The organism is Pseudomonas sp. NFACC10-1 (genome assembly GCF_900119195.1).
Classification (GTDB): domain Bacteria; phylum Pseudomonadota; class Gammaproteobacteria; order Pseudomonadales; family Pseudomonadaceae; genus Aquipseudomonas; species Aquipseudomonas cerasi.
The window spans coordinates 265,109-280,239 of the sequence record NZ_FPJB01000005.1 but is presented as its reverse complement, the minus strand read 5'-3'; the positions used below and the strand labels follow the sequence as shown (position 1 = coordinate 280,239).

Below are 15,131 nucleotides of genomic sequence, written 5' to 3'. Positions count from 1 at the left end.
GGATCAGTGTCAATTGCCGGCAGTGTGCCTGGAAAAAACCGGCACACTGCTATTACACGTTCCCTACATCGCTTTTACGAATAACTCACAAATTACCTTCTAGACTCCTCTCATAAGCAGAGGGAATCACCATGAAGCGGTATTGGCTGTTGTTGTCGCTGGCCATCGTGCTGGCGGGTTGTCAGTCCACCCGTGACCAGATGCTGGCCGAGGGTTATCCGCCGGGTTTTGCAGACGGCTATCAGGACGGTTGCAGCAGCGGCAGGGACGCAGCAGGTGCCACTACCGGCCAATTTCGCAAGAACGTGCCCCGCTATCTGAAGGACAAGCTCTACGCCCAGGGCTGGACCGATGGCTTTCGTCAGTGCGAGACCTCGCAGGACAATCGCGACCGGCTCGACCCCGGCCAGGTCTTCAATGAGCGTGACCGTGCCTGGGAGCAGGAAAAAACCCGCAGCGCGGCCAAGGCCTATCGTCCCAACTGATCAGGCATCGGTGCAATCCGACGAAACCAATGATGTCCTGCTGTGGCCCAAAGCCTATTAGGGAGGACTCTTCATGAGCCGCGCATTCGTAAACGAAGACAACGCTGCCGCCGAGGCCGAACAACCGGTCGAGCGGCTGGTCAGTACACAGATCAACTACGTCACGGCCGAAGGCCTGATCTTGTTGAAGAAACACGTCAATAGCCTGCAGGCGCAGCACAGCGCGCAAACCGCGTTGGGCGAAGCGGCGGACAAGCAGCGACTGGCCGACCTGGAACGCGACCTGCGTTACTTCAATCAGCGCCTGCAAAGCGCGCAGGTCGTCGCCCCGGCTGTGTCGACCGAAAAGGTGCAGATCGGCAGCTGGGTGACGTTCGCGGATGAACAGGATAACCAGCAGCGCGTGCATCTGGTCGGAGAGGATCAGGCCGATGCAGCCAACGGGCTGATCAATTGGGGATCGCCACTGGGCCGCGCCCTGATCGGCGCGCAGAAAGGCGATGAAGTGTTGTGGCAGCGCCCGGCGGGCGATCAATCGATTGAAGTGCTGCTGATCGAACCTGACGCGTGAGCCAGGCCAGCCAACGGCAGCGCCGCTCCTTGCAAGGAGCGGCGCGTGCCTGAACGCTGATCAGGCCAGCTTTTTGTGACGCACGCGATGCGGCTGAGCAGCCGCTTCGCCCAGACGCTTCTTGCGATCGGCTTCATACTCGGTGTAGTTGCCTTCGAAGAAGATCGCTTGCGAATCGTCTTCGTACGCCAGGATGTGCGTGGCTACACGGTCAAGGAACCACCGATCGTGAGAGATCACAATGGCAGCGCCCGGGAAGTCCAGCAGCGCTTCTTCCAGTGAACGCAGGGTTTCCACGTCGAGGTCGTTGGACGGTTCGTCGAGCAGCAGCACGTTGCCGCCCTCTTTCAGGGTCAGCGCCAGGTGCAGACGACCACGCTCACCACCGGACAGGTCCTTGACGAACTTCTGCTGATCGCCGCCCTTGAAGTTGAAGCGACCGACGTAGGTGCGCGACGGAATCTCATAGTTACCGATACGGATCACATCGGAACCGTCGGATACCGCCTGGAATACCGACTTGCTGCCGTCCAGGTCATCACGGCTCTGGTCCACGCAGGCCAGTTGTACGGTTTCACCGACTTCGATGCTGCCCGAATCCGGCTGCTCCTTGCCCATCAGCATGCGGAACAGGGTCGACTTACCGGCACCGTTACCGCCGATCACGCCAACGATGGCGCCTTTGGGCATGGAGAACGACAGGTTGTCGATCAGCACGCGGTCGCCATAGCCCTTGGTGACGTTCTTGAACTCGATAACCTTGTCGCCCAGGCGCGGACCGGCCGGGATGTAGATCTCGTTGGTCTCGCTGCGCTTCTGGAACTCCTGCGACTGCATCTCTTCGAAGCGTTGCAGACGCGCCTTGGATTTGGACTGACGCGCCTTGGCACCCTTGCGAACCCACTCCAGCTCGTCTTTCATGGCCTTTTCGTGAGCAGTCTGCTGCTTGGATTCCTGCGCCAGACGGTCGGACTTGGCTTCAAGCCAGCCGGAATAGTTGCCTTCGTAAGGAATGCCCGCGCCGCGGTCGAGTTCCAGAATCCAGCCAGCCACGTTGTCCAGGAAGTAACGGTCGTGCGTGATCGCAACCACAGTTCCCGGGAAGTCGTGGAGGAAGTGCTCCAGCCAGGCGACAGAGTCGGCATCCAGGTGGTTGGTCGGTTCGTCGAGGAGCAGCATGTCCGGGGCGGAGAGCAGCAGGCGGCACAGCGCGACACGGCGCTTCTCACCACCGGAAAGGACCGAAACCTTCGCATCCCAGGCCGGCAGACGCAGCGCATCGGCGGCGACTTCCAGCTGGCGCTCCAGGTTATGGCCATCGCTGGCCTGCAGGATGGCTTCGAGCTTGGCCTGCTCGGCCGCCAGCTTGTCGAAATCAGCGTCCGGCTCGGCGTACTCGGCGTAGACCTGATCGAGACGCGCCTGTGCGTCCTTGATCACGCTGACCGCCTCTTCCACGACCTCACGGACCGTCTTGTTCGGGTCAAGTTGTGGCTCCTGCGGCAGATAACCCACATTGAGCTCCGGCATCGGACGCGCTTCGCCATCAAACTCGGTGTCGACACCCGCCATGATTTTCAACAGCGTGGATTTACCCGAACCGTTGAGGCCCAGCACACCGATCTTGGCACCGGGAAAGAATGACAGAGAGATGTTTTTCAGGATTTCACGCTTCGGCGGCACAACTTTGCTCAGCCGATGCATGGTGTAGACGTATTGAGCCATGAAATGAAAACCTAGCGTCTGTAATGAGGACCGATTTGGGTAACGAGCTTAAAGCTCCGGCCGGAAAAAAGCTTTTATTTGTCCTTGAGACTTGCCGCGAGACCGTTCCGAGCCTTGAATAAACTCAGTGGTAAACCTGTCGGGGCAGTGCTGGCAAATATAAAGCCTGATCGATATTGCAAAAAGTGGAGTCACTCATGCAGGAGTCGGTGGATACCACGCGTTGCGCAAAGCTACCCGAATGCGTCGTGCAGGGCAAACGATACGGCCCAACGGGGCTGGCACTTTGCCACAACTAAAGGCATGCTAGCCGCCCTCTTTGAGCGACCCGCCTATTTTACATAAAGCACCACTGCTTCAGTCCAGCAGTCAGGAACAGCGATTTGCCCACTTTAACGCCTCTGTCGTCATCCAGTGTCGCTCCAGACAGTGCGACCAGGCCTTTGCGTGGGTCAGTGAAAGGCATGCTGGCGGGCCTGGTTCTGGTGGTGCTTGCCCTGTTGCTCTGGCAACTGATCGAGCAGTTCCACCAGACCCAGGAACGTCAGCGTCAGCGCAGTCTGGAGTACAGCGTCCAACTGTCCGACCGGATGAGTCTGAACATGGCGCTCAAGGCGCAGATCGCCATGAACCTGCTGGACGAGGCGCTATCCGCCGGAGAGCGACTGGAGCAGTCGACCACGCTGGTGAACCTGCGCACTGCCCTGCCCGCGCTGCGCAGCGTCGCTCGCCTGAACCGGGAGGGTGAAATTGTCAGTGACAGCGCCGAGGCCTCGCGCGACAGTGAGTTTCTTGAACAAGCCATGAAACAGGCGCGAGGTCGCCCCTACTTCTATACCGGCTCGGAAGACGGCAACCAGATTTATATACTGATTCGCCTGGGCAACGGCGTGAGCGGCGATTACTGGGCATTGCGCGTGGCCCCCGAAGCCTTGAAGGAACTTGCCAGCCAGCCGGCTCAGGACTTTCAGCACCTGTGGCGTCTTGAACAGCGCAAGACGCAGCGGGTCATTCTCCATGAACCGGTGCCCGCCAACGAAGCGGAGAGTGGCCTGTCCGATACCATTCTGCTTCAACCACTGAGCAATAGTGACTGGCAACTGCGGGGGCTGTTCGACACCTACAAGGCGCGCAGCGAACTGCTCGCGCCACTGATCGGCAAGTGCCTGATCGGCCTGCTGCTGTCGATCCTGCCGCTGATCGCGCTGATGAGCCTGCGCAGGCGCCAGCGCCAGATGCTGCAGAGCCGACGCCGCTATCGGGATATCTTCGAGGGCGCGGGCGTCGCCATCTGTGTCATGGACATGTCCGGCCTTCAGGAGCAACTTGAAGCACTCGAGGTCAGCACCGGCGAGGACTTCGAGCGCCTGCTCAAAAGCCAGCCAGCCGCTCTGAAACGCCTTTTGCAGCAATTGCGCATCAGCGAACTCAATGAAGTCGCCCTGAGCCTGCTGGACATCGAGCACCGCGAACAGGCATGGCAACCGTTGATCGAGGGCGAGTCGCGCTCGCGTCCGGGCGTCGGCATTCCGATCATCCAGGCGGTGCTTTCCGGACAGCCACGACTGGAACTGGAAATCTGCCTGACCCGTGCGGGTGGTCATGACCAGCACCTGTGGCTGGTCATGCGCCTGCCCGAGACACGCAGTGACTTCGATGCGGTGATTCTCAGTATTGGCGATATCACCAGCCGCAAACAGGTCGAGCTGTCGTTGCTGGACCGCGAGAGCTTCTGGTCCGACGTGGTACGAACCGTACCGGACCATTTGTACGTTCAGGATGTGCTCAGCCAGCGGGTGATCTACAGCAACCACCACTTTGGCTATACGCTGGGTTACAGCAAGTCAGAACTGCACGCCATGGGCGAGTTCTTCTGGGAAGTCCTGCTGCACCCCGACGACGCCCGAAACTATCAGGACATGCGCCTGCGCCAGCGTCACCACGGGCACAATGAATTACTGCAACGCGTGCTGCGCTTTCGGGACCGCGAGAGCAACTGGCGGTCCTTCGACATTCGCGAGCAGGCACTGGCCTGGGACGAAGAAGACCGGGTCACGCGTATCATCGGCATTGCCAAGGACATTACCGAACAGGTCGCGTCCAGCCAGTCGCTGCGTGACAGCGAACAGCGTTACCGCATGCTGGCCGAAAGCATCAGTGATGTGATTTTCTCCACCGACGGCCGGTTGGCAGTCAACTACGTCAGCCCTTCGGTAGAACGTGCGTTGGGCTACAGCGCCGAGTGGATCCTGCAGAACGGCTGGTCCGCCGCCATTGCCAACCCCCAGCAAACAGTCGGTTTTGATGCGCTCATGGGCCGCATCGACAAGGTCCTCGACAAACCTCAGGAACTCGCCAGGCTGCGCGAAGAAGTCACCACCAGAATGTTTCTGTTCGACTGCCTGCGTGCCGACGGTCGCAAGATTCCGGTGGAGCTGCGCGTGGTCCTGGTGTGGGGCGAAAACGGCAACTTTGAAGGCATCTTCGGGGTAGGCCGCGACATCAGTCAGCAGCGTCGGGCCGAGAAAGACCTGCGCATGGCTGCCACGGTATTCGAGCATTCCACATCCGCCATCCTGATTACCGACCCCGCCGGCTATATCGTGCAGGCCAACGAGGCCTTTACCCGCGTCAGTGGCTATGAAGTAGCTCAGGTGCTCGATCAGTTGCCGGGCATGCTCACCGTGGAAGCCGAACAGGAAACCCGTCTGCGCCATATCCTCAGGCAACTGAACGGACAAGGCACGTGGGAAGGTGAAATCCGGCTCAAGCGGCGTAACGGCGAACACTATCCGGCCTGGGTCGGCATTACCGCGGTCCTCGACGATGAAGGCGATCTGGCCAGCTACGTGTGCTTCTTCAGCGATATCAGCGAGCGCAAGGCCAGCGAGGACCGTATCCACCGCCTGGCCTACTACGACGCGCTGACTCATCTGCCCAACCGCACCCTGTTTCAGGATCGTCTGCACTCGGCGCTGCAGCACGCCGAGCGCCAGCAGGCCTGGGTCGTACTGATGTTCCTCGACCTCGACCGTTTCAAACCGATCAACGATTCTCTGGGCCATGCCGCTGGCGACCGGATGCTGCAGGAAATGGCCACGCGGCTGCTTGCCTGTGTGTCGGTGGATGACACCGTGGCCCGCATGGGCGGGGATGAATTCACCCTGCTGCTGGAACCGGATGAAACCCGTGAAGCCGCGCTGAGCCGCGCCATTCACGTTGCCGAACGTATTCTGACCAGCCTGATCACACCGTTCGTGCTGGAAGGCCGCGAGTTCTTTGTGACCGCCAGTATCGGCATCGCCCTCAGCCCGCAGGACGGCAAGGAACTCAGCCAGTTGATGAAGAACGCCGACACGGCGATGTATCACGCCAAAGAGCGTGGCAAGAACAACTTCCAGTTCTATCAGGCGGACATGAACGCCACCGCGCTGGAGCGTCTGGAGCTGGAAAGCGACTTGCGCCACGCCCTGGAGCAGAAGGAGTTCACCCTCTTCTACCAACCGCAGTTCAGCGGCGACGGCAAACGCCTGACAGGCGCGGAAGCCCTGCTGCGCTGGCGCCATCCACGCCGCGGGCTGGTGCCGCCCAACGACTTCATCCCGGTGCTCGAAGAGCTCGGGCTGGTCGTAGAGGTCGGCGATTGGGTCCTGGCCGAAGCCTGCCGCCAACTCAAACACTGGCATCAGGCAAGGGTTCGCGTGCCCAAGGTGTCGGTCAACATCTCGGCACGGCAGTTCTCGGACGGCCAGCTCGGCAAGCGCATCGCCCACATACTCGAACAGACCGGCCTGTCACCCGCCTGCCTGGAGCTGGAACTGACCGAAAGCATCCTGATGCGTGAGGTCAACGAGGCCATGCAGATACTCGACGGCCTCAAGAACCTCGGCCTGAGCATCGCTGTCGATGACTTCGGCACCGGCTACTCGTCGCTGAACTACCTCAAACAGTTCCCGATCGACGTGCTGAAGATCGACCGCACCTTCGTCGATGGCCTGCCATCCGGCGAGCAGGACGCCCAGATCGCCCGCGCCATCATCGCCATGGCCCACAGCCTGAACCTCTCGGTGATCGCCGAAGGCGTGGAGACCCATGAGCAACTGGAGTTTCTTCGCGAACACGACTGCGACGAAGTGCAGGGCTACCTGTTCGGCCGCCCGATGCCCCCCGCCCAGTTCGAAGCGCAATTCAGCAATGATGCGCTGTTCATGCTGGATTGAGGGCGAGCCTTGCGACCCGGCCATCGTCCATTTGAACGATAGCCGAACCCTTGAATATGAGTAGACTTGAGCCACTGCCTCGCACAGCGTCAATGACAGCGAGCGCTCTACCCATAACAAAGAACACAAGGGGGTAGCATGATCAGCGATACAACGTCCCTGGACAGTGTTTCCTGTCAGGTCGTCGAAGCCTTGAACAAGGTGATTCTCGAGCTTCAGACCGAGGTCAGCAGCGCGTCGATCTCTACATTCCATCAACAGGCGCTTGAACGGGTGCGCGCACTGGTGCAGTTCGACAAGGCCTGGTGGGGAAGATCTACCTGGCGTGACAACTGGCCCGTCGAGCACAGTTCCTTTTTGCTGGGCCTGCCCAACGGTTACGCCGCCGAGTGGGAGCAACTCAAGACCTCGGACGCCAGCGTCGGCAAAATGCATCAGACTCAGGGCGTCTGTCAGGTCATTCACTGCACGGCAGCGGATGCACCTCCTGCGCTTGCCGACCTCGGTCGCCAATACGATCTTTGCTTCGCGCTGGGCATTGTCCTGACCGACCCTCACACCCAGCAGGGCGTGCATCTGACACTGTTTCGCTCGGCTGGCCACACGCCCTTCTCGCCCTTGGACAAACGCCTGATCGAGTGGCTGATGCCGCATCTGATCGCCGCTGAACAGGCCAGTTATCTGCGTACGCTCACGACTCTGCGGGAAACTCAGGGCGCCTACGATGAGACCGCCATGGCGGTGAGCGACCGTTACGGCGTGCTGCTTTCCATGGAGCCTGCGTTCTCGTCGATGCTGGGCTCGGAATGGCCCGACAGACCGTCCAATCGTCTGCCCCGACAGTGCAACCCTCAAGAGGGCTATTCGAGTCATAACCTGCACATCACGTCGCAGCCGGTGGGCGACCTCGTTCTATTGACGGCGCGGCGACGCAGCAGTCTGGAGCTGTTGAGCACGCGCGAGCTTCAGGTTGCCCGAGGCTTTGCGGTCGGACAGACGTACAAGGAAGTCGCGCGCAACATCGGTGTATCCCCCTGCACCGTCCGGCACCACTTGAGAAAGATCTACAACAAGCTCGGTGTCACCCGTAAAGCGCAGATCGCCCAGTTACTGCATTTGACTGACGGCTGACGCCAACGCGCTCTACCCCATTTCCGGTTTTTCCAATAACTGCCACCCCGCAAGGGAGGGCTGTGCTCGCCCATAAAAATAACAAGGCACTTACCGATGTCATTAAAAAACCACTTCCTTAGCGCTTCAGGGCTCGCCATGGCGATCCTGTGGTTATCGTCCACGGCCTGTGCCACCGAAAATGCTGCGCCCACGACAGCTGCTGGCGTTTTCGACTTTGGCGCAGGCTTCATGCCGCCCACCACCCCCAATGGCACCGTCGGCCTGCGCATCAGCAACTACCACGCGGATGTCATCAAGGACAGCCACGGCAATGACAGCCCCAACGACTTCCAGATCAACGTCCTGGCGATCGGCCTCGCCTACTTGCGAATGACCGAGCAGGAGTTTTTGGGTGCCCGCTATGGTTTCGCGGTGGTGCCGGTCTTTTTCAAGATGGATGCCGACCTGGGCGTGAACGTCGGGGGGCAGCGGGTATTCAGCGACAGTGCATCGCTGTTTCGTCAGGCGGACCTGCAAGTGGTGCCGATCATCCTGGACTGGAAGCTCGCGCCTGGGCTGGGCATCAATACCCAACTGATGATTCAGGCGCCCACGGGGGACTACGACAAAAACCGTCTGGTCAGCCCTGGCACCCATCACTGGACGGTTTCTCCGCTGTTGAATGCGACCTACATTTCACCCGGCGGCTTCGAGGTTTCCTCGAGTTTCCAGATCGATATAAATGCGCGTAACCCCGACACCGATTACCGCAGTGGCGTTGAGTACCGACATGAGTTTGCAGTGGGCCAGCATGTCGGCGACTGGACCGTCGGCGTGGGCGGCTACTACTACCGGCAGCTGTCGGACGACGACGCGCCGGGGCTGACCCGCGGCAATCGCGCCCGGGTAATCGCCGCAGGCCCTGCAGTAAGTTACTTCAAACCCGGCGCCGGGCTGCCCCCCATCTGGTTGCACGCCTACAAGGAGTTCGACGCCCACAACCGTGCCGAGGGCTACACCGTGGCGCTGCGTACCGGAATCAGCTTTTAAGTGGCGCGCGTAACGCGACGACACGCTTTCAATCCTGGAGACCATCGATGAAAGACCTGCACGAATTATTCAATACGCTGGACGGCCGTGGCCTGGCAACACTGGTACGCAATGGCGAGGTGAGCCCCGGCGAGCTGCTGGAAACCGCCATCGCACGGGTCGAGCAGGTCGAGCCCGGCCTGAACGCCGTCAGCGAAAGGCTTTACGATCAGGCGCGCAGCCAGGCGAGCGGGAGTAGCGTCAGACAGGGCGTCATGGCAGGCGTACCGACCCTGGTGAAAGACATGTTCACCCCCATGACCGGGGCACGGATGACCAGTGGCTCGCATGCGCTGGGCGAGTTTCGCTCAGACATCGACTGCGAAATCGTCAGTCGGCTGCGTCATGCAGGCTGCCAACTGCTCGGCACGACCACCGCTCCAGAATTCGGCGTGTCCTACAGCACCGAATCGCAACGCTTCGGCGCGACCCGCAACCCCTGGAATCCGCAACACAGCGCGGGCGGTTCCAGTGGGGGCGCAGCCGCTCTGGTTGCGGCACGCGCCATCCCTTTCGCGCATGGCAACGATGGCGGCGGCTCGCTTCGCGTACCGGCCTCCTGCTGTGGCGTATTCGGCTTCAAGCCATCACGCGGCCTGCTGCCTTCAGGCCCGATGGTCGGCGAGGGCTGGGCAGGCCTGAGCACCGCTCACGCGATTACCCTGTCGGTAGGCGACAGCGCCGCCCTGCTCGACGCCACTGCCGGGAGTGACCTGGGGGCTCCCTACGCCGCGCCCATGCCAGCGACGCCCTTTGCACACGCCGCAGGACGCGATCCCAAGCGTCTGAAAATCGCCCTGATCTCGGCAATATCGCCGTGGCCGGCAGAACCGGAGGCCCTGGCTGCACTGCAACACACTGCGGCCTTGCTGGAGGCGCTCGGGCATTACGTGGTCCCGGCGACGTTGCCGGTCCGGCTGCCTGAATTCCTCGACGCGACGTTCGACATCATCGGTTCACACACCCAGGGCTACCTCGATCTGCTGGGCAAAATGCGCGGCTTCCCGGTCGCCATGGACGAACTGGAGCCGCGCACCCGAGTCATTCTGCGTGAACGCGGGCAACTGCCTGCGACACGCTACATTTCCGCGGTCGAGTCGATGCATGCACTGGGCCGGGCGATGGCCGGTTTCTTCGAAGAGTACGATATTGTTCTCACCCCGACGCTCAACCGCGCGCCACCCCGCCTGGGAGAACTGGCCTTCGATGACGACAGCCGGTCCCTGCAGGACTTCATCGCGCTTTCGCACAGCTACTCGCCCTACACGGCGATCTTCAACGCGACTGGCCAGCCAGCCATGTCCGTGCCCCTCTATTGGACAGCCGATTCGCTGCCGCTGGGTTCTCACTTTGCCGCGCGGTTTGGCGACGAACTGACCTTGCTGAGCCTTGCCGGGCAACTGGAGCGCGCCCAGCCGTGGGCCGCACGCAGGCCGCCGTTAAACGCTTGCGCGGGTTGATGCGAAGGGATTATTGGCGGTGATGGTGGTAAGCCAGGCAAGACCACCGCCTGCGTTGCTGGCGGCGGTCTACCGGCTACAGGCTTATGGCTCGCCAGCCGCTTGCGGTGCAGGCGCCGGGTGCGACCAGGTCAGGTACCGGAAGCGGTCGTAGAGACCCGCCACGACCTGCCCGCCTGCAATCCTGCCCGGAATTGCCGTTTGCAGGGTGCCGACCGCGCTCCCCAAACGCGAGGTGCTGACGTAATCTCCGGCCCAGGACGCTGCCGCCCTGCCGGCCTGATGCGCCGCCTTGCCTTTGTCAGTCAGGTAGCTCAACCCCTTGCCGGCTGCTGCGCCAGCCACTTCTCCAACCATACCGGGAAGTGTGAGGTTGGCTGCGGTCAGGACCGCAGCACCGGAGGCGTAGCCTTTGATCCCCTTGTCGAGAAAATTCCAGACTTTGTTGACGCCCAGAAACCCCGTCATCACCAGATTCAGACCGACGATTTCCTTGAAGACCTGAACCGCCTTTTGCATATCGACTTCAGGGTTCATGGCCAGTTTGAGCATCTCCGATACGCACCAGACGCCATCCGCCGCGTAATCGGCTTTGCCGACCATGCTTTTCATCAACATCACCAGCGCCGCACCGATACTCGCCGTCAAGGCCACCAGGCCCAGCTTGGTGTAGAAGTCAGGGTCCGCCTTGCGCTCCCCCTCGGCCAGTTGCAGCCCTGCGCGCAGGGCATCGGCGACTTCGAACCTGGCCTGGAACTCGCTGCTTTGGGTGCCCAGGTATGTCAGGCTCGAGTTCATGATGTCGGTGATGCTTTTGTCTTGCTTGTACAATTCGGTCGCCACTTTCATCTGCTGGGCAAAATGCTCGCTGACGTCGAAATGCTTGACCACGGCCAGATGGTCTTCCTCCGGGATGCGGGCGTTCCCGGTGTCTTGCCTGGAAAGCTTGCTCTTGGCGAGCTTGAAGGCAGCGACGATCGATTCACGGTTGAATACGCCCAGCGTGGCTGCGCCCGATGCCACGGCCGTTGCGATACCGAAGCCGACCTGCTCCAGCAGGTGTTCGTTCCTGGCAAAGGTGGGCTGCGCCACGATGGCGTTGGCCAGCACGGTGACGAAGTAGCGGTTCAGGCCATGATCGACATTGGTCCGCGCGTTGGTCAGCTCGTTCATCATCAGGCCAGCCATGAACACCGCGTTCTTGGTGAAGTGGGCAACCAGCGATGAGCTGTAGGAGTTGTCCTTGCTGACGAACGCCACGGCCAGTGGCAAGGGTGCCAGCGCGAGCAGCATCGCCGGGCTTGCAAGGACGCGACTCTTGAGCGAGGCGCCGTTCTTGAGCGTGCCCAGTTCGGCATTCATGCTTTTGTTGAGGCTGAGCAACTCGTCTTTCACATCAGAGGGCAGCCCCGAGCGGCTCAAGACTGCAGGCAACTGTTCGTTGTGAGCGCGCCAGGCGTCGAGTTGCCCCTGAGCATTGGCGTGAACGATTGCGCCCAACATGTCACGCTCGGCTTCGCTCAGCGCAGACGATGGCTTTTCCAGCAGCGTCTTCACAACGTCGGACGTCGTGGTAGCGGCACTTGGCAAATCACCAAGACGGGCCAGTTGCTCCTCGCTCAACACCAGCGAACCGTTGGCCAGCGCCAATCGCAGTTTTTCATCGAAACCCATGCCGCACCTGGCCTCGATGTCTTCTTCAGGGGCGAAGGGCAGCGGGGTATTGCTGACGATATCGCGTTGTTCTTGCGTGAGATGCAGCACATGCTTGTTCAGGAAGGCATGCATCTGATCGGGCGACAGGTGTGGCGCCGGGGTGCGCATCAAAGCCAGCAACGCCTTGTCATCCATCGGCGCGAGCGCCCCGTAGGCATCAAACTTGCGCACCAGATTGCCGCCGGCCTTGAGCAATGCCTGGCGTGTGGTCAGCCTGGGCTCGGCAGGCTCGTGGCCAGGTGCAGGTGCCTCGCCTGGCTCAATGGAGATTTCTTCCAGCCTCGGCAAAAGATCGTGTTCGCGCAATAGCTGCAGCAGCGCCCCCGCCACTTCCGCCAGCTCGCGCAATTCATTGCAGGCTGGCGCGTCCTGGCAATTTTCGGTCAATGCCTGCAATGCGCCCGGCAACATCTCCAGATCATTGAGCGTGTCGGCATGTGAGCGCAGCAGACTGACGACCGCGTCGGGTTGACGCTGGAGGCTGTCATTCAAATCCGCCGTACGCTGCTTGGCCGTGCGAACGAAATGACTGAAGAGCGTGTAAGACGAAACAACGGGGGGCTCTGCGCCAAGCGTCTCGGGATCCAGATGAGTCAACGTCAGCAGATCCGGAACCGCACGGGCCAGGGCGGACGGTCGGGCGGTCAAACGAGCGACGGATTGGTGCAGCCGTGCCGTCCTGAGCCCTTCACAGGCCAGCGACAGCGAGTCGTGAGATGCGTGAGAGGCCGGCATATCGGCCAGCCGGTGAGTACAACGGTCAAGCAGTTCTCTCAGCGCCGGCACCTGATCCTCGCTTGCCAGTTGATGCCAGCCCTGCTCGGTCGTGCCGACCTCGGCGAGGCTCTGACAGAGTTGAGCAACGGTGTGCCAGGACGGATGCTGTTTATCCAGCTCACGCTGAAGGGCAGACAATAGACGCACAGAGTCCTGCGCTGGCGCAGCCGAGGTGCGACCAAATGCCACGGCCAGCTCGCCGGAGGCAAAAAACGCTACGGTACGAGCCTGCTGCGGAGTTTGCTCACTAACGCCGGTTGCATCGCCGGACGCAGGAGCAACCTCCGGCAATGAGGAATGAGAGGAGCGCGTGATCTGAGAGGGCATCATGGCGTTTTTACCTACTGTCGGTGGGTATGGGCAACAGACCGACTGAGTGTCGTCCGGCCCGGAACGGTTCCGGCAGTTGAAGGTAAATAGATGCGTGATCGCTGAAAATTCGAGTGGATGTGCCCGGTTCACGCCGCCGATGACTAAATCGATCTCGACCCTCTCATGTGGGCGAGCACCCTACAGAACGAGCCTTGCGCCTGCGGCACGTCCATGATTTGAGGCCTTGTCGAAACCCGCGTGAACGGCGTCACTGGTCAAGATGACTGCCTTTCATATGCCAGATAAAACCCGATGGGGTAGAATAGCCGCCTTTTCCGCCATGCCCCCTTGAGGACTGCCATGTTCAGCCGTGATTTGACTATCGCCAAGTACGACGCCGATCTGTTTGCCGCCATGGAGCAAGAAGCTCTGCGTCAGGAAGAACACATCGAGCTGATTGCCTCGGAAAACTACACCAGTCCGGCCGTCATGGAAGCTCAGGGCTCGGCCCTGACCAACAAGTACGCCGAAGGCTATCCAGGCAAGCGCTACTACGGTGGTTGCGAGTACGTCGACGTTATCGAACAACTGGCCATCGACCGCGCCAAGGAGCTGTTCGGCGCTGATTACGCCAACGTCCAGCCACACGCGGGTTCGCAAGCCAACTCGGCGGTCTACCTGGCCCTGCTGCAAGGCGGCGACACCATTCTGGGCATGAGCCTGGCTCACGGTGGTCACCTGACCCACGGCGCCAGCGTTTCGTCCTCGGGCAAGCTGTACAACGCCGTTCAGTACGGTATCGATGCCAACGGCATGATCGACTATGACGAAGTCGAGCGCCTGGCTGTCGAGCACAAGCCAAAAATGATCGTCGCCGGCTTCTCTGCCTACTCGCAGATCCTCGACTTCCCGCGCTTCCGTGCAATCGCTGACAAGGTCGGTGCCTACCTGTTCGTCGACATGGCTCACGTAGCCGGTCTGGTCGCCGCAGGCGTCTACCCGAACCCGGTGCCATTCGCTGACGTCGTGACCACCACCACGCACAAGACCCTGCGCGGTCCACGTGGCGGCCTGATCCTGGCGCGCGCCAACGCCGAAATCGAGAAGAAGCTGAACTCCGCAGTATTCCCTGGCTCCCAGGGCGGCCCGCTGGAGCACGTCATCGCAGCCAAGGCCGTGTGCTTCAAGGAAGCGCTGCAGCCTGAGTTCAAGACCTACCAGCAGCAAGTGGTCAAGAACGCCAAGGCGATGGCCGGTGTGTTCATCGAGCGTGGCTTCGACGTGGTTTCCGGCGGTACTGAAAACCACCTGTTCCTGCTGTCGCTGATCAAACAGGACATCTCCGGTAAAGACGCCGACGCCGCTCTGGGTCGCGCCTTCATCACCGTCAACAAGAACTCCGTTCCAAACGACCCACGCTCGCCGTTCGTCACCTCCGGCCTGCGCTTCGGCACCCCGGCAGTGACCACTCGCGGCTTCAAGGAAGCTGAGTGCAAGGAACTGGCGGGCTGGATCTGCGACATCCTGGCTGACCTGAACAACGAAGCCGTGATCGACGCTGTTCGCGAGAAGGTCAAGGCCATCTGCGCGAAGCTGCCGGTTTACGGCGCTTGATAAGCCTGGTTTAAACGCAGTACCAAAAAGCCCCGGCTCGTGAGAGTCG

The 15,131-nt window shown here is 60.9% G+C and carries 9 protein-coding genes; 7 read left to right on the top strand and 2 right to left on the bottom strand.

The genetic code is table 11. The annotated features are described in order from the left end of the window. Window positions 1-131: 131 nt before the first annotated feature. The gene (locus BT119_RS16485) at window positions 132-485 is read left to right on the top strand and encodes a lipoprotein (RefSeq protein ID WP_003368687.1); all 354 of its coding nucleotides are present in this window, start codon (window positions 132-134) and stop codon (window positions 483-485) included. Window positions 486-558: 73 nt separating this feature from the next. Beyond that, window positions 559-1,056: a GreA/GreB family elongation factor gene (locus BT119_RS16480; protein ID WP_072366367.1), complete on the top strand. Its 498-nt coding sequence runs from the start codon at window positions 559-561 to the stop codon at window positions 1,054-1,056. Window positions 1,057-1,116: 60 nt separating this feature from the next. Here BT119_RS16480 and ettA read toward each other — a convergent pair whose 3' ends face one another. Next, window positions 1,117-2,781, bottom strand: coding sequence for an energy-dependent translational throttle protein EttA (gene ettA, locus BT119_RS16475; RefSeq protein WP_003368689.1), 1,665 nt, complete (start codon window positions 2,779-2,781; stop codon window positions 1,117-1,119). 455 nt (window positions 2,782-3,236) lie between these two features. On the opposite strand from ettA, the gene BT119_RS16470 reads away from it, so the two are divergent. The 4 genes from BT119_RS16470 to BT119_RS16455 all read left to right on the top strand — a co-directional run bounded on the left by BT119_RS16470 (window position 3,237) and on the right by BT119_RS16455 (window position 10,663). Then, the gene (locus tag BT119_RS16470) at window positions 3,237-7,001 is read left to right on the top strand and encodes a sensor domain-containing protein (RefSeq protein WP_371857180.1); all 3,765 of its coding nucleotides are present in this window, start codon (window positions 3,237-3,239) and stop codon (window positions 6,999-7,001) included. A gap of 138 nt (window positions 7,002-7,139) precedes the next feature. Continuing rightward, complete coding sequence (locus tag BT119_RS16465; protein ID WP_003431621.1) at window positions 7,140-8,132, top strand: helix-turn-helix transcriptional regulator; 993 nt, start codon at window positions 7,140-7,142, stop codon at window positions 8,130-8,132. Between the two features lie 96 nt (window positions 8,133-8,228). After that, entirely contained in the window at window positions 8,229-9,164 is a 936-nt protein-coding gene (locus tag BT119_RS16460; RefSeq protein ID WP_032609173.1) for a SphA family protein, read from the top strand. 47 nt (window positions 9,165-9,211) lie between these two features. Continuing rightward, window positions 9,212-10,663 carry an amidase gene (locus BT119_RS16455; protein WP_072366365.1) on the top strand — a complete coding sequence of 484 codons (1,452 nt, stop codon included), beginning with the start codon at window positions 9,212-9,214 and terminating at the stop codon, window positions 10,661-10,663. 84 nt (window positions 10,664-10,747) lie between these two features. On the opposite strand, the gene BT119_RS16450 is transcribed toward BT119_RS16455, so the two are convergent. Continuing rightward, a complete protein-coding gene (locus BT119_RS16450; protein WP_072366363.1) occupies window positions 10,748-13,486 on the bottom strand; it encodes a HopW family type III effector protein in 2,739 nt (912 codons plus the stop codon). Window positions 13,487-13,828: 342 nt separating this feature from the next. On the opposite strand from BT119_RS16450, the gene glyA reads away from it, so the two are divergent. After that, window positions 13,829-15,082 carry a serine hydroxymethyltransferase gene (gene glyA, locus BT119_RS16445; RefSeq protein WP_003340745.1) on the top strand — a complete coding sequence of 418 codons (1,254 nt, stop codon included), beginning with the start codon at window positions 13,829-13,831 and terminating at the stop codon, window positions 15,080-15,082. The last annotated feature ends 49 nt before the right edge of the window (window positions 15,083-15,131 follow it).